The sequence below is a fragment of the Streptomyces sp. NBC_01478 genome, assembly GCF_036227225.1.
In the GTDB taxonomy this organism is placed as follows: Bacteria; Actinomycetota; Actinomycetes; order Streptomycetales; family Streptomycetaceae; genus Streptomyces.
On sequence record NZ_CP109444.1, the window covers coordinates 6,204,604 to 6,222,055 of the forward strand.

Sequence of the window (17,452 nt, forward strand, 5' to 3'; positions counted from 1 at the left end):
CATGATGTCGACCGAGGCTGCGGTGGGGCGGCTGCTCAGTGAGGCGGAACGCGGTGACTGGCCCCAGGGCGGCGATCTGCGCAGTGCCTTCGTGATCGGAAAGCGCCACGTACTGACCGCGTGGCACTGTGTACGGCCCCTGGGAGGGACGAAGGCCCGTCTCTGGCTCCGGTTACAGCCACAGGCGAAGACCGCCGCAGACTTCATCGAAGTCCCCGTGGAATACGAGGCCCATTGCCCCGCACTTGACGCGGCACTGCTGACCGTCGATGAGAGCAGGATCGAGCGGCCCAGCGGTGCGCATCTCCTCGCATACCTCGAACGGATCGCCCTTCCTCTGGCATCGGAGGTGTCCGCCCACGATGCCGTCAGGATCGGGGGCTTCCCCCTGCGCAACGCGGCGCACTACGCGACCCTGTACGTCGGGAAGGTGCAGACGGCCGACCAGGTGATCGGGAACAGGCTGGCGGTCCGGGTGTCGGCAGACGCATTCGCCGCGCGCTTTGCTGAGTGGCCGGACGGCATGTCGGGCGGCCCTCTGCTGCGGCGGTTTCCGGACGGCGTTGAGCGGGTCGTAGGCATCGTCACCTCATACCCGAGGGCGGCCGGAGACGACGGCGCACTCGGCGGCAGCGTCATCTGTCGACGCATCAGCGACATCGGCGCAGTGTTTCCCGAAGTCGAGGAGGCCGAGTCCCGAACCGTCGCAGGCGCATCCGGTCGTGCGGGACTGCCACGGGCCGCGGTCGGGTTGCGGGCCGGGGCGAAGGTCTACATCTCCTGCGGGTTCGGCGTACCCGAGCCCTACCGCGAGGTCGCCGCCGATGTCTGCCGCCGTCATGGGTTGGTTCCTGTTCTCCCGGACGGCTTCTCGCCCGAGCCACCACCAACGATGAGCGAACGCCGGGGACGGATCGCTGAGTGCCGTATCTTCGTTCTCCTCCTCGGCGATCGAGCCGGCGGATGTCCGCCCGAAGACGTTGCAGACTGCACTGAGTTGGAATACGAGGCTGCGACAGCCGACGACCGTATCGTCGTTCTGCCGTTCCTCGCCGGTCCCAAGCCTCTCGGGTCGGCCCCGGACACAGTCGTGTCGGAGTGGTCCGTCGCGGAACCGCGGGACCTCGCTGACTTCAGAACTCGTCTTGAGGCGCGGCACGCGGCCAGGGCCCTCTCGTCACCGGCGAAGTTCAGGGAGGAACTCTTCCAGGCCATCACCCGCCACCTGGCGCCCCGCCAGAGCCACAGGGAAACCGATCGACGCCAGTGGCAGGCGGTAGGCCGAAGCCTGCCGTCGCCGCCGGACATGTGTGCCCTGCCTGTCTACATCGGCGGCACACCGTTCACCGGCCGTTCCTCTGAACTTGCTGACCTCGATGGGTGGGCGCAGTCGGCCGATCCCGTCATGGTGGTCGACGCGATCGGTGGCACGGGCAAGAGTGCCCTCACGTGGCAGTGGGCGACACAGCGCGCCCCAACCGTGATGAACGAGCGGGCGGGCAGCTTCTGGTGGAGCTTCTACGACGGCTCCGCATACATGGAGCGGTTTATGTACGAGCTGCTCGGCTACCTGAGGCCGAACCAGTCGTTCGACATGCGCAGGGTCCGGAGGGACCAGGTGCCGAGTCTCGTCATCAACGAACTGAGCAGGCGCCCGTTCCTTGTTGTGCTCGATGGGTTCGAGCGGCTTCTCATGGCCTATCACCGTAGCGATCCCTCCAAGGTCACGGACGACGATATCGACGCCGACCGCCGGGCCAACAAGCATGCGATGATCGAAGGCCACGGCTACGACTTCGTTCGCCGCCTTGTCGCGGTCGGCCCGTCGAAGATCCTTGTCAGTACGAGGATGGTCCCTGACGCCTTGGAGGGGCCGGGCGGGGGACTGCTGCCCGGGGTCCGGCACCTGCGGCTTCCCGGTCTCAGCGACCGCGACGTGCAGGAACTGCTCGGTCGGCTCGGCGTCACCGGCGGCGCGGAAGAAATCAGAGAGTTCTTTTGCCCGCTGGGCAACCACCCGCTGTTGATCACGATCGTCGCCGGGCTGGTGCGTGACCATCGGCAGGCACCAGGGGACTTCAGTAGCTGGCGCAGGGCGCAGCCCTTCGAGATTCACAAGGTGAACCTCACCGCCCGCCGCAACCACGTTCTTGCCGCGGCTCTAGACGGCCTCGACTCGGCCGAGTCGAGGCTGCTGGGCTGGGTCTCGGTACTGACTGGGGCGGTCGGCTGGGACCTGCTCAGCAGTATCAACCCGTATACGGAACTGACCGGAGGCCGACCCGACAAGGCGGGGGCGCTCCTGGACAGTGCGCTGCGCAGCCTGGAAGTCCGCGGCCTGCTGTGGTGGAACAGGACGGCCAACACGTACGACATGCATCCCGTGGTGCGCGCCTACGCACACAATCAGCTCGACAGTAGTGAGCGCATCGGCGCCAATGAGCGCATCAGGGACTACTTCCAGGCCAATCCGCCAGCGGACCTCGGGCAGGTGACCAGTGTCGAGGATCTACAACAGACCATCGCGCTGTTCCGTGCCCTCACTGGAGCCCAGCAGCACGGGGCGGCCTCATCGCTCTGGAACAGGCAGTTGGCCAACCCCCTGCTCGTCGGTCTCGGAGCCAACGCCACCGTGGCGGAACTGCTGGAGCCCTACGAAGCCACCAGTGAGATCCAGATGCGTGCCTGCCTGTCCATCTCTCTACATCTAGCCGGCCGGCACAGCCGTGGGCTGTCGCTCGAACTTGCTCTGCTCGGCGATCTGCTCACGCTCGGAGACATCTATGAGGTCCGCACTTCCCTGGGGCGAGCGGCTACCCACTACCGGTCCATGGGACGACTGGCGATGTACGCGAAGGCGCTCGCTTTGCTGGGAACGGGGCTGACGAGAGAACACCAAGGTGACGGCCTCGCGCTGCGTCTGCGCATGGCAATTCTCGAAGCCATCAGCGGAGATGCTGTCGCTGCCCGCAACGCGCTCGCCGTTCTGGACGCAGCGCCGCCCATGAGGTCGGGAAACAACCCCTGGTTCGCAAGTGACGTCCGATACTGGAGACTTGTACTCGGACATCGAGCTGGTGTCGGCCTGGAGGTCGCGGAGATCGAACAGGCTGAACGCGAATCTTCCGATTGGCGGAACAGGGTTCGTCTTTCCACTTTGAAGTTCGAGATGTTGGTTGACAAGGGCGATCATCTCCGCGCCAAGTCCGTCGCCGATGACATCGACCGGCTGCGCAGGGTCGGCGGGCAGGAGGTACTACCCGCCGAGAACGCCCTCGCTTTGGCTCACCTGGGGCGACGTGAGGAGGCGGCGGCCGCCGTCGAGGAGTGTCGTATGGCGATGCCCCGCCTGCACGAGTCCGATCGACCTCATCAACTCCTGGCAACGGCACTTGAGTTGCTCGGCCGCGAGGCGGAGGCGGTGGAGTGTGCCCTCCTCGCGCGCCGACGGGCGTGGGCAGACGGCCCCCGCTTCACCTACCGCTGGGATCTTGAGAGAGCCGAACTTGCACTGGCCCGCCTTGGCGCCCGGCTCGCCCCGCTGCCGGACGCGGGCGCGGAACAGGCTGCGTTTCCCCACCAGGTTGGAATCGAACGGCTACTGCAAGGAAAGAACAGGGGATGGCTACCGTCGAGTAGGTGGCCGGTGAAGTGACTGAGGCGGCCGTCTATGCGATATCCCAGGAGGCTTCCGTGATGGGTGTCACGTTTTCCGCCTGCGGCCCCTTGGGGCCCTGTTTGACGTCGTACTGCACTCGCTGATTCTCCTCAAGACTGCGGAAGCCCGATGCGTTGATCGCGCTGTAGTGCACGAAGACATCCGGGCCGCCACCGTCCTGGGAGACGAATCCGAATCCCTTCTCCGCGTTGAACCACTTCACGGTTCCCTGTGTCATAGACGCTCCTCAGTTCAGTTGACTTGATTTCAAACTCCTATGAATATAGGGGATTCAGGGCGAGCGTCGGGACGGTTCGGGCGGCATCCGTGGCATCCGGTCGGTGTACAGGGGCTGTGGCTCTGCTCGCTGTGACTGATCACGCCATGTCGAGCCAGGCCGCAGTTCCGGAACAGGTGACGTCTAGTTCTACGGGGCTCACTCGTAGGCGCTTACTTCCCGCCCTGGGTCTTGTCGGGGATTTTGGGGACCTGCATTTCTGCACTTCCGGGCTTGGTCATGGTCGCCTGACTGGTCGTTGTTGGCCAGTGTTGAGCGGTTTCGGACGGCCCAGGGACGGCCCAGCCAACAGCTTCACCTACGGCGATTGATGACGTCGCGGAGCCTCTCAAGCCAGCTCATGAAGAGCCACCGCAGTCGCCACCACCAACCTCGCTGCCTTCGCTGCGGCTGCGGGTTGACTGATATGCGTGAAGGCCCGCACGGCGGACGGACGTTGGTGCTCTGACTTCGGCGACCACCACCATGCAAGTGGCAGTAGCCGTTCCGCCCAGCTGGGTTGCCGCACGTTCGCCCCCGCCGTGTCACGCCCGAACAACGACTCATGGGCGGAGTCTGGCAGGGCCTACGCGACCGAGAGCGTCAAATGGGGCAACTGCACCGCGTAGCTACGGGTCCGATCTGTAGGGCATCTGCTTGGGAAGCCTGGGTGATCTAGGCATCTGACCTGCGGAGGGGGTGGCCTAAGAAGTCATCTCATTTGGTGAGTCTGCGGTAGCAGATCAAGGTGCAGGCGATGCTGGTGAAGGCGAGGAAGTGGTCGGCTTTGCGTTCGTAGCGGCGGTGCAGGCGTCGGCATCCGGTGAGCCAGGACATGGTGCGTTCGATGGTCCAACGGTGGCGGCCGAGTCGCTGCGAGGTCTCGATGCCCTTGCGGGCGATGCGGTGCCGGATGCCCCGGCTGGATAACCAACGTCGCAGGTGGTTGTAGTCGTAGCCCTTGTCGGCGTGGAGTTTGTGGGGCCTGCGCCGTCGGCGTCCTCGGCGGGAGCGGATCGGCGGTATGCCCTGCACCAAGGGGATCAGTGCCTGGCTGTCGTGCGTGTTGGCGCCCGAGATGCCGATGGACAGGGGCAGTCCGGTGCGCTCCGTGATCAAGTGGATCTTTGACCCGTACTTACCCCGGTCTACAGGATTCGGACCTGTCAGTTCCCCTTTTTCAGGGCCCGCATGTTCACCGAGTCGATCGCGCACCGCGACCAGTCCAACTCTCCACGGGAGCCGAGTTCGTCGAGCACCAGACGGTGGAGCTTGGCCCACACCCGGGCCTTCGACCACTCGGTGAAACGCCGGTGAGCCGTCGCGCCGGACGGCCCGAACGACGCGGTCGGCAACTGCTGCCACGTGCAGCCCGAGGTCGCCACGAAGACGATTGCGGCCAGCACTTCGCGGTCACCGTGCCGGCGTCGGCCCCCACCCTGGGGCCGCGAGGGCGCATCCGGCACCACCCGCTGGAACAGTTCCCACAACTCATCCGGCACCAGCCGCTCAACGATCCTCGCCACGACTGACAGCTTACCCAACCAAATGAGATGACTTCTAAGAAGGGCCGACGCCGCCTGAATATTCGCGATTCCCCGTAGCTCCCCGCTCGATCTGGCAGGCAGGCCGGTGGTATGACGGTCGCATTCTGATTGAACTGATTGCGCCCGATCCCAGAGTGATTCACACTTACGCTGTGCAGATCGCCGAGTTGGTGCTCAAGTTCATCCAAGCCCTTGCGTGGCCGTTGGTGACTACGATTCTGGCGTGGTTGTTCCGGCGCCAGCTTCAGCAGATGTTCAGTCGCGTGACGCGCCTGGAAACGCCCGCTGGTGCAATGGACTTCGCTGCTGAGGCGCGTGCCGTTCATGAGGAAGCAGCTGAGATCGAGACTCCAGGACTCGATGGAGACACCTCTGAGGAGGCACCCGAACGCCGCGATCGTCACCGGTCGGTCATGGATGAAGCGCTGGAGGTGCTTGATACCTCGCCGAACGCAGCTGTGGTACTTGGCTGGCGGCAAGTGGAAGCCACGTATCGGCGTGTGCTGAGCGGTAACTACGATCTACGGGACGCTCCATTCATCCCTGTTGGAAGGGCGATCCAGCAGCTCTCTGAACTCGGACTTCCCAGCTCCTCAAGCTCATTGATCATCCGACTGTCATCCATGCGGAATCGTGTCGCACATGGGGATGCCAGCGTTACGGCCGAGGCCGCGCTTGATTACCTCGAAAGCTGCGAACTGGTGTCGCGGCAGCTAGAAACTCTGGCCCCCGTCTGGGTCCCAAACCAGGAACTGCCGTCGCCTACGGTATGAGGGTGGGGGTTCTAGAGAGCAAGCAGCGGTAGGGCGAATAACTTCCTCAGCCCTACTCTTCCCCTGCTCCCATCCCGTCCGCCGTCGACCCACACACCGTGGAGCGGGCGTGGTTCATGGCGTCCAGGTGGAGCGCGCCACCGTACGAACGACCTGGACGCCATGGGCCGCGTTTGCTCGGCTCCGCCTGGGTCGATGGTGGACGGGATGGGAGCTCGCCACGCTTGCCACGATGTGCCCGCAGCCGGGAACGGCGCCCCCTCCATCCCGGTGCCGGCCGATCCCCCGCCGGAGGCATCGTCGGTGACCGTGGGCCATGAACGTCGGGTGCTCGACTCATGACCTCCGGGCTTATCCACATGTGGGCGGGCGTCGGCGCAGCCGGGGCGGAGCGGGCCGGAGGCAGGAGCGGCGCCCCGAGCGGAGCCGGGAAGCCCGCCCGGCGGAGCGGAGCGCAGCCGGGGCTTGAACCAGTAGAGAAAGTTGTAACTCAGTAGGTCGTATGGGGCTGTCCTACTTCGTTTGATGCTTGACGTGTTGACGTCACTTGATGCTTGACGGTTCCGTCCTCGGCTTTGCTGTCTGCGACTGCTGTCGTGGAGGCGGGGCGAGGCCGGTGTTAGTGGAGCTGAGCGTGGTCGAGCAGCGCTATCACGCGGTCATGGAAGTGGCTGCTGGAGCATCGAAGACGGAGGTTGCGGCCCGGTATGGGGTCTCGCGGCAGTCGGTGCATGCGTGGGTGCGCCGGTATGAGGCAGGTGGTCTGGCGGGTCTGGCGGACCGGTCGCATCGTCCGAGGTCGCATCCGTGGCAGATGCCGGCCGGTGTGGAGGCGGCGGTGCTGGAGCTGCGCAGGCTGCATCCGCGGTGGGGTCAGCGCCGGTTGCGTCATGAGCTGGGGCGTCGTGGGGTGGAGCCGGTGCCGTCGGAGGCGTCGGTGTATCGGATCCTGGTGCGCCATCAGATGATCGTCCCGGTCAGGAGGCGCCGGCGTCGGGAGGATTACCGGCGGTGGGAGCGGCCGGGGCCGATGCAGTTGTGGCAGATGGATGTGATGGGCGGGTTCTGGCTGGCCGACGGCCGTGAGCTGAAGCTGGTGACCGGCGTCGATGACCATTCGAGGTTCTGTGTGATCGCCTCGGTGGTGGAGCGGGCGACCGGGCGGGCGGTGTGTGCGGCTTTCACTGCTGCGCTGGTGGGGTTCGGCTGTCCGGAGGAGGTGCTGACCGACAACGGGAAGCAGTTCACCGGCCGGTTCGGGACTCCGGGGCCGTCCACGGAGGTGTTGTTCGACCGGATCTGCCGGCTGAACGGCATCAAGCACCGGCTGACCAGACCGCGGTCGCCGACAACCACGGGGAAGATCGAGCGGTTCCATCAGTCGCTGCGGCGTGAACTCCTCGACGACCTGGGGCCGTTCGCGGATCTGCATGCGGCGCAGGCGGTCATCGACGGCTGGCGCGAGGACTACAACACCGTGCGTCCGCACCAGTCGCTGGACATGGCCGTCCCGGCGAGCCGGTTCCGTCCCGCCGCGGCCGACGGGGTTGAACTGCGGCTTCCGGCCCGGCTGACCGACGTGACGGCCGGCGAGGGACGGACGGGGCAGAGGGTTGAGCGGGTCGGGGAGGCGGTGCTGGGTTCGCCGGAGGCGGTGGAGGTGGACCGGGTGGTGCCGCCGAGCGGGAATCTCGCGGTGGCCGGTCAGCAGTTCTGGTTCGGTCCCCGGCATGCGGGCGCTGCGGTGACGCTGTGGATGGACAGCACTACTGTCCACGTCAGTCTGGACGGCAGGCGCATCAAGACCGTGCCGTCGCGGCTGAGCACCGCGGATCTGGTGCGGCTGCGGGCGTCCGGGGCTCGTGCGGCCGGTCCCGCCCCGGCAGGCCGGCTCGCCGGTCCGCTGGCTACCCGCTTGCCCGTCCAGGTGGCCCGCACCGTGAACGCCTCCGGAGTGGTGGGCCTGGCCGGACAGCAGATCACCGTCGGTGTCTTGCTGGCCGGACAGCGCGTGGTCCTTCGGCTGGACGGCCCTTTGATGCAGGTCATCGCTGACGGCGTGCTGGTGCGGACACTGCCGTGTCCGATCCCGCCCCGGCGGCGGGCCTATATCAGTGATGCCCAGCTCAGCCCGCTGCCGCCGAAGGCGCCGCAGGAGGCGGTCCGGGTCGGGCGGAAGGTGTCCGCCCGCGGCAGCATCCAGGTCTGCGGCCAGCAGGTCCAGGTCGGCATGGTCCATGCCCGCACCGTGGTCACCGTCGAGGTCACCGACACCACCCTGCACGTCTTCGACCACGACGGACACCGCCTGCGGACCCTGCCCCGCACCACCAGCAAGGAGGTGACCCGCTTCAAGGCCTACGGCACGAAGAACCGCACAACAGGCTAGGAACCGGAAAGCATCAACCGACATACATCCGTCAAAGCTCAACTGAACCTAGACAGTGCCTGGTGGGTGTTGTAGGCCCGATGCGCTCGCGGGCTTCGAGGTTGCTGTCATGGTTCGGGATTCCGCTGCTGCTCGCTGAAGGGCCTGGGCTACCTGCTCGGCGTTCTCCGGGGAGAGTTGGATCTCTTGGGTCCAGAGGATCGACAGTCTGATGTTGCCGGTCATCAGGTTGAGGGCGACGTCTACTCCTGCCCCGGTGCCGGTGGCGTCCTGCGCGGTCAAGTTGAGGTCGCTTCTGAAGACGCTCATGGTGTGGGGGTCCTGGGCTCGGTGGTGGTGAGATTCCATAGCGGAGCTGTGTACCGCTCTGGTTTGGTCTGCATGAGTAGCGCCCGTAGAGATTCTCGCTGGTTGCCGGGAAGGGCCAGTGCCTCGGTGAGGTGGCGGAACGTTGTGTGAGTCATTCCGCGGTTTCGGGCCTCGTTCTCGAACCGGTTGAGCCGAGACAGCACAGCACTGGGGTTGAACTCCTCCGCTGGTGAGTGGTTCTTGAGCCGAGCGGCCTTCTTGCGTTCGTAGTCGATTTCCGAGTGGCCGCAGATTTCACGGCTTTGGGTCTCTGCCTCGGCCAGAGTCGTCGTCGACAGGATGGCGTCGGCCAGCTTGTTGCGGCTCAGGGTGGCGTCCAGGTCGACTTCGTGGACTGTCGGGCTGGTGTCCGTGAGGGGGATGGGGAGGCCGGCGTCGCGTACTTCGCAGATGCCTCTTACTCCTCGTGCCGTTGCGGCGAGCATCCCGGTTGCTTCGGAGGGGTGCCACTCCAGCACTGAGTCGACCGGCTCTGTGTCCTTCGCCGTGAAGGTGTGGACGAGGGGGCCGAGGAGGCTCTGTACCTCGGCGACGGGGAGTTCGCCGTCCAAGCCGGGGCCGGCGATCAAGAGGCGCACAGGCGCGTTCACTTGGCAGCATGCGGCCAGGGTCAGGGCGTCGGCCAGTGGGCTCTTGAGGGTTGGTTCGTCGCCTCGTGCGAGGATGTCGCCGCCCACGTCCAGGAGGTCGATCGACGTTGGTTCCAAGTGGCATACCAGGTCTTGGAGTTGGCGTACCAGACCTTGGGTGCCGTTGTACGGGTCGATCAGGGCGAGGGTGTGCGGGAGTTCCGACGCGAGCCGGGGGAGGGTGGACCCCGCCGGCGCGATGGGGCGGGCCTCGGTCGGTACTGACCAGACGTGCCGTGTGAGGGGTTCGAGGTGCGTGAAGTCGGAGGGGGCTCGGGGGCCCGGGAGTGGGTCGATCAACAAGCGATCCCAGGCGTACGTGAGGATCACTGCCGGGTTCTTAGTGCCGTATAGGGCGGCGTCGAGCATCGCTGCTGCGACGGCGTCTCCTCCGCCTCCTGCTGCGACGATCAATCGCGTCATGTGCCCAAGGCTAGGGGTTCCTGCGACAGTCCCTCATTCTATAGTGGCTAGAGGCTATAGCCACTTGGATTGAGTTGGACGAAGAGGGGTGTGTGCATGCCTCAGATTGAAGAGGCGCAGCCGAAGTATCTCCAGATCGCTCACTACATCCGCGATCAGATCCTTCGGGGTGACCTGAGGCCGGGGGACGAGGTGCCCTCGGAACGGCAACTGGCGTCGAGTTGGAAGGTGTCCAGGCCGACCGCCGCTCGGTCGTTGGAGGCGCTGAGTCATCAGGGGCTCGTCGAGAAGCGGCAGGGGTCGGGCACGTATGTGCGCAGCCTTGAAGTCAACCGGCGGGCGCGGGAGTTGTACGGGCGGGCTCGGCAGACAGGGAAGATCTACACCCCGGGCGAGTATGCGGTGATCACCTCGACCGGTTGGCGGGAGGCTCCGGATCATGTCGCTGAGGCGCTCGGCCTGACGAAGGAGCGTCGGGCAGTGCACCGGCGGCGCGTGACCAACAACCAGGACGGGCCCATCAATCTGTCCATTGCGTGGTTCGCGCCGGATGTGGGCGAGCGGGCGCCGAAGTTGCTGGAACCGGAAAGGATCCAAGAAGGCACCCTGATGTACGTCGAGAACATGACCGGCCGGCAAGGGAGTTACGCCGAAGATCGCATGTGTGCTCGGCAAGGGACCGAAGAGGAGGCCGCCGACCTCCAACTAGAGCCCAGATCAGCCGTCTTGGTTGTGCATCACGTCGTATTCGATCTCCAGGACCGGCCGTTGGAGTTCGCCGAAGCCACCTATCCGCCGCACCGTTGGGCTTTCGAGCAGGGGTACCCGCTCACCTGATGGGTCGACGTTTCGCCGGATCGGTTGCGTAGCGCGAGTGGCTAATGCCACTATCCAGTAAGTGGCTAAGGCCACTTGAGGAGGTGTGCCGCTCCGCGACGGTGCTGCCTCTACCGCGACGGCAACGGCAAGGAGTGAGCACGGATGATCTGCGCGATCGACCGCCATCCCTCTGAGGATTCACCACGACTCGGAGCGATGACCCTGCATCCCTTACCCGACTCGGTAGGGATCGCGCGGCGCTGGTTCCGGAAGTTCATCGCTCCGTACGACCCTGCCTGTTCGATCGACGACTGCGTGCTGATGATCTCGGAGTTGGTCACCAACGCCATCGTCTACGGATGGTCGGAGGACCCGTGGGTCGTGCGAGTGGAATGGTTCCGCGAGGGGACTTCGCTCCGGGTCGATGTCCACAACCCGGGGTTCCCGGCAGGTGTGCTGCTGCGGTGTCCCGATGCCGACGATGCGCACGGGCGCGGGCTGCTCCTCGTCGATTCCTGGCATTCCGGGCCCAGTTGCTATGGCGGCACGGTTGTTTCCTTTGTGGTGGCCGATGCCTGGGGAGTGGATTGATCGCGGTTCGTCAGGTACGGCAGTCAGGGCCCAAGTCAACGACCTGGGCCCCGACTGTGGAGCTGAAGCACCCTCAGCCCGCACCCCCCGGCTTCACCACCGTGCCGACGAAGTCGCCGATCGCCCCCAGCGTCGCCCCCAACTGCTCGATCTGCGGGAAGTGGGCCGCGTCCGGGATCGGGGCGAAGTGGCCGTTGGGGAAGGCGTCGGCGTAGCCGCGGCCGTACTTCAGGGGGGCTATGCCGTCTTCCTCGCCCCAGATGACCAGGACCGGGACGGTCACGCGGTGGAGGCGGCCGCGGAGTTTCGGGTCGTGGGTGAAGTGGTCGCCGCCGTAGATCGCGAGGGTCTTCTGGTTGGCGGCGCCCGCGGCGCGCTGTTCGTCGGTGAAGGACGCGAAGTCGGGGCGGAACTTGGCGCTGGCGAAGGACAGTTGGCTGATGTCGGAGGGGGACATGGTGCGCGGGTCCACGACGCGGTTCTCGACCATGTGGGCGTGGATGCCGACCGCGTTCAGCAGGGTCAGGGCGCCGATCCGGCCCTGGTTGTCGCGCAGGGCCATCTCCGCGGCGATCCAGCCGCCGACGGAGTTGCCGACCACCATGACGCCCTTGAGGTCCAGCGTGTCGAGCAGGTCCAGGTAGGCGATGGCCAGGTCGACCACCGTGTCGAAGCGTTCCGGGCGGGGCGTGCCGTCGAAGCCGGGGTGGGTCGGTGTGACGACGTACGCGTGCTCGGAGAGGGCGTTCGAGATGCCCGCGACCGTGCGCGGGCCGGCGCCGCCGTGGAGTACCAGCACGCCTGTGCCCTCGGTGTTCTCGCCGAACTCCTGGATGGTGACGGAGAGTCCGCCGGGGAGGGTGACGGTGCGGGTGGCGGTGGGGGAGGAAGCGGGGGTGGTCATGAGGGCAGGTCCTTGTCCGTTGGTCTCGGTCGGGCTCGGTCGTTCTCGGGTGCTGCTGAGAGCTGGCTCTCATTAAGGTAGGGGGTGCCCTCTCTTTATGCAAGTCAACTCTCATGATGAGGGTGAGATGTTGGTTGGGTGGGTGTGCGAACGCTCCTGGGGTTCGATGACAAGTACTGGGTGAGACCGTCGTCCGGCGGTCGGGAACGGAGACTCGGTGAAACCGGATGGACCGGGCAACCGGCGACGTGGCAGCCGCCGTCATCGTGACAGCGATCAGCACGGCGTCGATCGTGCCGAACACGGCGACAGCGAAGCCCAGTTGACGCGGTCGGCGCGTGGTGACTCGGCGGCCTTCACGCACCTCGTGAAGACGCACTCGGCCGCGCTGTACGGCTACTTCGCCCGGCGCATGCCCACCGCGGCGGAGGATCTGCTCGCCGAGACCTGGCTGCAGGCGTTCGCCGCCCGGCGCACGTTCGACCCCGCGCGCGGTTCGGCCCGGGGCTGGCTGTTCGGGGTGGCGCACAACGTGCTCGCCCAGTATCTGCGGCGGGCGGGACGGCAGGAGCCCGCGCCGGGACCGGAGGTCGTCGACCCCTGGCAGGTGGTGGACCAGCGGCTCGACGCCGCCGCGCTGGCCCCCGCACTGCGCCGGGCCCTGGCCGAACTGCCGCCCGAGGAGCGGGAGTTGCTGCTCCTGATCAGTTGGGAGCAGCTCACCCCGGCCGAGGCCGCCGCCGTCGTGGGTATCCCGGCCGGCACCGCGCGTTCGCGGCTGCACCGGGCCCGGGGCCGACTCCGTGACCTGCTCGCGCTGCCCCGCCCGACCGGACCGACGGGACGGAACCTGACCGCGACAGGAGACCTCGCATGACCATGTACGACAACACCGAGGAGATCGGTATGAACGAGCGAAGCGCACTGCTGGACTTCCCCGGCGCCGACGAACTGGCGGCGGCCGGCCTGGTCGAACCGCTGTCGGAGCCGGCCCTGGCCAGGGTGCTGGCGGAGGTCGAGGCAGCCGTAGCCACAGAGGGGATCACGGCTGCCACGGGCAGTACGGGACGGGGCGGGCTGAAGGCCGGCGGCGGGACCGTCACGCCGATCCGGGGGCCGTCCCGGCGCCGGCGGGTCCTCATCGGGATGCTCACCACGGCCGCGGTCGCGGCCGGTGTGGTGACGTACACGCACCCCGGCACGACCCCGTCGAGCACCGGCACGCACAGCGGGGTGCGCGCGGACACCGCGACCGTCTTCCTGGACGACATCTCCACGGTGGCCGCCACCCAGTCGGCCGCAACGGGGAAGTACTGGAAGAGCCACACGACGGTCGCGGACACGTACATCTCGCAGTCCATGCAGTACTACGTCGTCACCAACGGCAAGGCCGCCACGAAGGGGAAGCGGCCCGACTGGCAGATCGGGCCGAAGGACCTGGACTGGAAGGGTCTGGAGCAACTGACCACCGACCCGGCGCAGTTGCTCGCGCTGCTGCAGACTCCGCCGCGGCCCAAGAGCATCTCGCCCTTCGACCAGGCGGCCACCCTGCTCAGCGACTCACCGGCGAGCCCGAAGCTGCGGGCCGGGCTCTTCAAGGCGATGGCCGGGCTGAAGGCCGTCAAGCTGGTCGGCCAGGTCAAGGACAGCACCGGGCGCGCTGGTACGGCCGTGGAGTTCGCGGAGGCCAAGAGCGTCGGCCGGGTGATCGTCGACCCGAAGACCAGCGCGATCCTGGAGTACACCTTCACCTGGACCGCGGGACCCAGCAAGGGCAAGGTCACCCTTCACACGGTCCTGTCGTCGGGCTTCACCGACAAGATCGGCTGACGGGGAGGGCGGGCGGGGGATCCTCTAACTCCCCCGCCCGTCCCGGCAGTCAGGCGTCCGGCAATGAAGCCGCGAGGTCCTCCCACGCCCCGTGCACGTCCTCCCCGACCATCCCGAACTGCGTGATCATCGCGACGCATCGCCCGTCCTCGTCGTCGAGTTCGAGCGCCGAGGTCGGTCCGTGGGCCGCCGTGGAACGGACGAGGTGGCAGGCCCGGACGGCGGCCAGGTCGATCTCCACCGAGCTCTCCGCGAGCGCCGAGCGTCGCGCGTCGCCCGGCGCACGTCGGCCACGGACCAGGACGCCTCCCGGTCCGCGCGCCAGGGCGAACCGGTGACCGGGACGTCGACCCAGAGGAAGCGGGAGTCCGCCGGATCGGCGCCGAACGCCCGCCGCGCGGTCCGGCGTTCCTTTGCCGACGGTGTCCGGAACGACCACGCCAGCTCGCCCAAGTGCCGCTCGACCCGCTCCCATTTGGCCGGACCTCCCTGGATCTCGACCAGGGTGACCACTATGCAGTCGGGACTCGACCGGGTCATCAACACCCCTTCTGCTGTACGGCGTTCAGTGTTCGCGGAGGCCGCACTCGGCCGGGTGGAGCGTAGAGCCCGGGGCGGCGATCGCGGGAGGCGTCTGCCCGAGTCGGATGAACGCGGCGCCGGACGTGTCGGCGGTCAGGGCCTCTATGCGTACCGGCAGGGCGGGTCGGGCGAAGGACGGGGTGTGCAGTTCGGCCTCGGCCGGGGTGGGGAAGGGCGTGCCTTCGAGGGTGGCGATCGCTGTCGTGCCGCCGTCGGGCCGGAGTTCCGTCTCCTCGATGGTCAGGCGCCAGTGGAGGTCCGCTTCCGCGAGGAGTCGGCTGCCGTGCCGGCCGTGGGCCAGGAGAGCTGTGGGGCGGTGGGTGCGGATGTGGCGCGCTATCGCGCAGCAGAGCGGGACGTTGCCGCCGTAGGGGGTGTCCACTCGGTTGAGTCCCGCGAGTGGGAAGAGGCGCAGGGCGTCGGACAGGAGGCCGAGGGCGGCGTCCTTGATGCGGGGACGGCGGCCGTGTTCGACGAGGTCCAGCAGGATCGGGGTGGCCGGGTAGGCGGCCGGGAACACCATGCCGGCGTGGCCGCACACGAAGCCGCCGCCGGCGAGGAGGCCTGCCGCGTCGCCTGTCTCGTTGGCGGTGGTGGACACGGTCAGCAGGCGCAGGGCGTGGGCGACGCGCTGGGGGTCGTCGCAGTCGTGGCCCGTGGGGTTGGGTATCGCCGACCAGTTCACGGCGTCGATCGCGGCTAGGGGCACGGCTGCATTCTGCCGGAGGGTGACGCGCGCATGGGCGGTGCCCGACAGCGGGGGAGGCTGTCGGGCACCGGGGCTGTGGGCGGTCGGGCGGGAGCGGGGCCAAGTCCCTTGTCACACCGTCGTCTTGAGCGTGACCTCGATGTTTCCCCGGGTGGCGTTGGAGTACGGGCACACCTCGTGCGTGGCCTTGACCAGTTGGTCGGCGGTGGACCGGTCCAGGCCGGGGAGGTGGGCGGTCAGGGTGACGGCGAGGGTGAAGCCGCCGGAGTCCCGGGTGAGGAGGGCAACCTTCGACTGGACTGTGGAGGCGCCGAGTCGGACGCCCTGTTCGGCGGCGACGATGCGGAGGCCGTTGTGGAAGCAGGCGGCGTATCCGGCGGCGAAGAGCTGCTCGGGGTTGGTCCTGTCGCCGCCGGGGCCGCCCATCTCCTTCGGGACGGCGAGGAGTTCGTCCAACACGCCGTCGAGGGAACGGACTTCGCCGTTGCGGCCGTCGCCGGTGGACAGAGCCTCGGTGGTGTAGAGCGTGGGCATGGCGGTTCCCTCTTCGTCGGTGCTACGGGTGGTGGACTCCGAGTCTGGAACGGGTGACCGCCCACAGCCTGCCCCTGTCAGGGGCAGGCCGGGCCCGCAATCCGGTGCCCGACACTCGGCACGCCGAGACCCGGTACCCGACACTCGGCACGCCGCAATCCGGTGCCCGACACTCGGCACGCCGAGACCCGGTACCCGACACTCGGTACGCCGACTACTTCCCTCCGGCGGCGCAGAGTTCCGTGTCGATCAGGGCGTTCTGGGCCATCTCCGTGGAGAGGTCGGACGCTCCGTCTCCCGTCGCCTCCAGGACGACGGTCCGGCGGCCGTCCGCGCTGACCCCGTCGCGGGTGGTGTAGCCCATCAGGTCACCGGCGTGGCTGTAGTAGACGCCGCCGCAGGTCAGCGGGATCTCCATCAGGCCGAGGCCGTAGCGGGCGCCGGGCCACACGGGGTCGAGGGAGGCGGCTCGTACCGTCGTCTTCATCTCGGCGAGTTGGGCCGGGCGCAGCAGTCGGCCGCCGAGGAGTGCCGAGAAGAAGCGGGTCAGGTCACCGGTCGTGCTGATCATGGCGCCGGCCGAACCGGCGATCGTCGGGTTGAGGTCGGTGACGTCGATGGTCGGGCCGGTGTCGCCGAAGTCGGAGTATCCGTGCAGGTGTTGGCCGGGGATGCGGGACGAGGTGTCGGGGGCGGAGGTGTCGCGCAGGCCCAGCGGGCGGATGATGCGCCGGGTCACCTCCTGCTGCCAGGTGTGGCCGGTCGCCTTCTGGACGATCATTCCGGCGAGGATGTAGTTCGTGTTGGAGTACTCCCAGTCGGTGCCGGGCGCGAAGTCCGGGGCGTGCCGCATCGCGATGCCCACGAGCTGTCGCGGGGTCCAGGTGGTGTACCGGTCGGCCTCGAAGTCCGCCACCGTGCTGATCGCGGGGAAGTCGGCGGTGTAGTTGAACAGTCCGCTGGTGTGGTTCAGCAACTGCCTTACCGTGATGGCGTTTCCGTCGTTGCCGTTCCCCGACACCACGCCGGGCAGCCAGTGTTCGACGGTGTCGTCCAGCGACACCCGTCCCTCGCCGACCAGTTGGAGCAGCACGGTCGAGACGAAGGTCTTGGTGCTGCTGGCGATCCGGAAGCGGTCGGTGACGCGGGCGGCCCGTCCGGTGGCGGTGTCGGACACCCCGGTCGTCGCGGTGTAGCGACGGCCGTTCGGGCCCGTCGACTGCGCTACGACCGCGACGGTTCCGGTCCTCTCGATGGCGTCCACGCTCGCCTGGAGTGTGCGCTGCCGGGAGGTCGTGGTGTTCTCCGTGGCGCTCGCGGCGGGTGTCGCGAGGCCGAGGCCGACCGCGGCCAGCACGGCCGTGGACACAAGGTGACGGATCGTCATCATGGGCTGTCTCCCTGGGAGTTGGGGTTCG

General features: G+C 67.3%; 16 protein-coding genes. 7 read left to right on the forward strand and 9 right to left on the reverse strand.

Annotated features, from left to right (window positions below):
- The first annotated feature begins 1 nt into the window (after nucleotide 1).
- Nucleotides 2-3,655 (forward strand): DUF4062 domain-containing protein, encoded by a 3,654-nt coding sequence (locus OG223_RS28110; RefSeq protein WP_329254301.1) that lies wholly within the window; start codon nucleotides 2-4, stop codon nucleotides 3,653-3,655.
- Between the two features lie 13 nt (nucleotides 3,656-3,668).
- On the opposite strand, the gene OG223_RS28115 is transcribed toward OG223_RS28110, so the two are convergent.
- Both OG223_RS28115 and OG223_RS28120 read right to left on the reverse strand, forming a co-directional pair.
- A complete protein-coding gene (locus OG223_RS28115) occupies nucleotides 3,669-3,896 on the reverse strand; it encodes a cold-shock protein (protein WP_329254304.1) in 228 nt (75 codons plus the stop codon).
- A gap of 756 nt (nucleotides 3,897-4,652) precedes the next feature.
- Nucleotides 4,653-5,452 (reverse strand): IS5 family transposase gene (locus tag OG223_RS28120; protein WP_329265522.1). Its coding sequence is split into 2 segments (ribosomal slippage): nucleotides 4,653-5,114 and nucleotides 5,117-5,452, totalling 798 coding nucleotides; the frame shifts between segments, so codons are not numbered across the junction.
- Nucleotides 5,453-5,634: 182 nt separating this feature from the next.
- On the opposite strand from OG223_RS28120, the gene OG223_RS28125 reads away from it, so the two are divergent.
- Together OG223_RS28125 and OG223_RS28130 are read left to right on the forward strand one after the other, a co-directional pair.
- Nucleotides 5,635-6,255 carry a hypothetical protein gene (locus OG223_RS28125; protein ID WP_329254307.1) on the forward strand — a complete coding sequence of 207 codons (621 nt, stop codon included), beginning with the start codon at nucleotides 5,635-5,637 and terminating at the stop codon, nucleotides 6,253-6,255.
- Between the two features lie 628 nt (nucleotides 6,256-6,883).
- Nucleotides 6,884-8,644, forward strand: coding sequence for an IS481 family transposase (locus tag OG223_RS28130; protein WP_329265465.1), 1,761 nt, complete (start codon nucleotides 6,884-6,886; stop codon nucleotides 8,642-8,644).
- 48 nt (nucleotides 8,645-8,692) lie between these two features.
- Here OG223_RS28130 and OG223_RS28135 read toward each other — a convergent pair whose 3' ends face one another.
- Nucleotides 8,693-8,953 carry a hypothetical protein gene (locus OG223_RS28135; protein WP_329254310.1) on the reverse strand — a complete coding sequence of 87 codons (261 nt, stop codon included), beginning with the start codon at nucleotides 8,951-8,953 and terminating at the stop codon, nucleotides 8,693-8,695.
- Nucleotides 8,950-10,065: a DUF1152 domain-containing protein gene (locus tag OG223_RS28140; protein WP_329254313.1), complete on the reverse strand. Its 1,116-nt coding sequence runs from the start codon at nucleotides 10,063-10,065 to the stop codon at nucleotides 8,950-8,952. The genes OG223_RS28135 and OG223_RS28140 overlap by 4 nt, the downstream gene beginning before the upstream one ends.
- 96 nt (nucleotides 10,066-10,161) lie before the next feature.
- Here OG223_RS28140 and OG223_RS28145 point away from each other — a divergent pair, with 96 nt between their 5' ends.
- Together OG223_RS28145 and OG223_RS28150 are read left to right on the forward strand one after the other, a co-directional pair.
- A complete protein-coding gene (locus OG223_RS28145; protein ID WP_329254316.1) occupies nucleotides 10,162-10,902 on the forward strand; it encodes a GntR family transcriptional regulator in 741 nt (246 codons plus the stop codon).
- Between the two features lie 144 nt (nucleotides 10,903-11,046).
- Nucleotides 11,047-11,475 (forward strand): ATP-binding protein, encoded by a 429-nt coding sequence (locus OG223_RS28150; protein ID WP_329254319.1) that lies wholly within the window; start codon nucleotides 11,047-11,049, stop codon nucleotides 11,473-11,475.
- Between the two features lie 73 nt (nucleotides 11,476-11,548).
- Here OG223_RS28150 and OG223_RS28155 read toward each other — a convergent pair whose 3' ends face one another.
- Complete coding sequence (locus OG223_RS28155; protein WP_329254322.1) at nucleotides 11,549-12,379, reverse strand: alpha/beta fold hydrolase; 831 nt, start codon at nucleotides 12,377-12,379, stop codon at nucleotides 11,549-11,551.
- 217 nt (nucleotides 12,380-12,596) lie between these two features.
- On the opposite strand from OG223_RS28155, the gene OG223_RS28160 reads away from it, so the two are divergent.
- Both OG223_RS28160 and OG223_RS28165 read left to right on the forward strand, forming a co-directional pair.
- On the forward strand, nucleotides 12,597-13,256 hold the full coding sequence (locus tag OG223_RS28160) for an RNA polymerase sigma factor (RefSeq protein WP_329254325.1): 660 nt from the start codon (nucleotides 12,597-12,599) through the stop codon (nucleotides 13,254-13,256).
- Nucleotides 13,253-14,209: a hypothetical protein gene (locus OG223_RS28165; RefSeq protein WP_329254329.1), complete on the forward strand. Its 957-nt coding sequence runs from the start codon at nucleotides 13,253-13,255 to the stop codon at nucleotides 14,207-14,209. The genes OG223_RS28160 and OG223_RS28165 overlap by 4 nt, the downstream gene beginning before the upstream one ends.
- 49 nt (nucleotides 14,210-14,258) lie before the next feature.
- On the opposite strand, the gene OG223_RS28170 is transcribed toward OG223_RS28165, so the two are convergent.
- The 4 genes from OG223_RS28170 to OG223_RS28185 form a co-directional block, all read right to left on the reverse strand.
- Complete coding sequence (locus OG223_RS28170; RefSeq protein WP_329254331.1) at nucleotides 14,259-14,450, reverse strand: hypothetical protein; 192 nt, start codon at nucleotides 14,448-14,450, stop codon at nucleotides 14,259-14,261.
- 324 nt (nucleotides 14,451-14,774) lie between these two features.
- Nucleotides 14,775-15,500 (reverse strand): hypothetical protein, encoded by a 726-nt coding sequence (locus OG223_RS28175; protein WP_329254334.1) that lies wholly within the window; start codon nucleotides 15,498-15,500, stop codon nucleotides 14,775-14,777.
- 111 nt (nucleotides 15,501-15,611) lie between these two features.
- Nucleotides 15,612-16,034, reverse strand: coding sequence for an organic hydroperoxide resistance protein (locus OG223_RS28180; protein ID WP_329254337.1), 423 nt, complete (start codon nucleotides 16,032-16,034; stop codon nucleotides 15,612-15,614).
- Between the two features lie 214 nt (nucleotides 16,035-16,248).
- On the reverse strand, nucleotides 16,249-17,424 hold the full coding sequence (locus OG223_RS28185) for a serine hydrolase domain-containing protein (RefSeq protein WP_329254340.1): 1,176 nt from the start codon (nucleotides 17,422-17,424) through the stop codon (nucleotides 16,249-16,251).
- Between the last annotated feature and the right edge of the window lie 28 nt (nucleotides 17,425-17,452).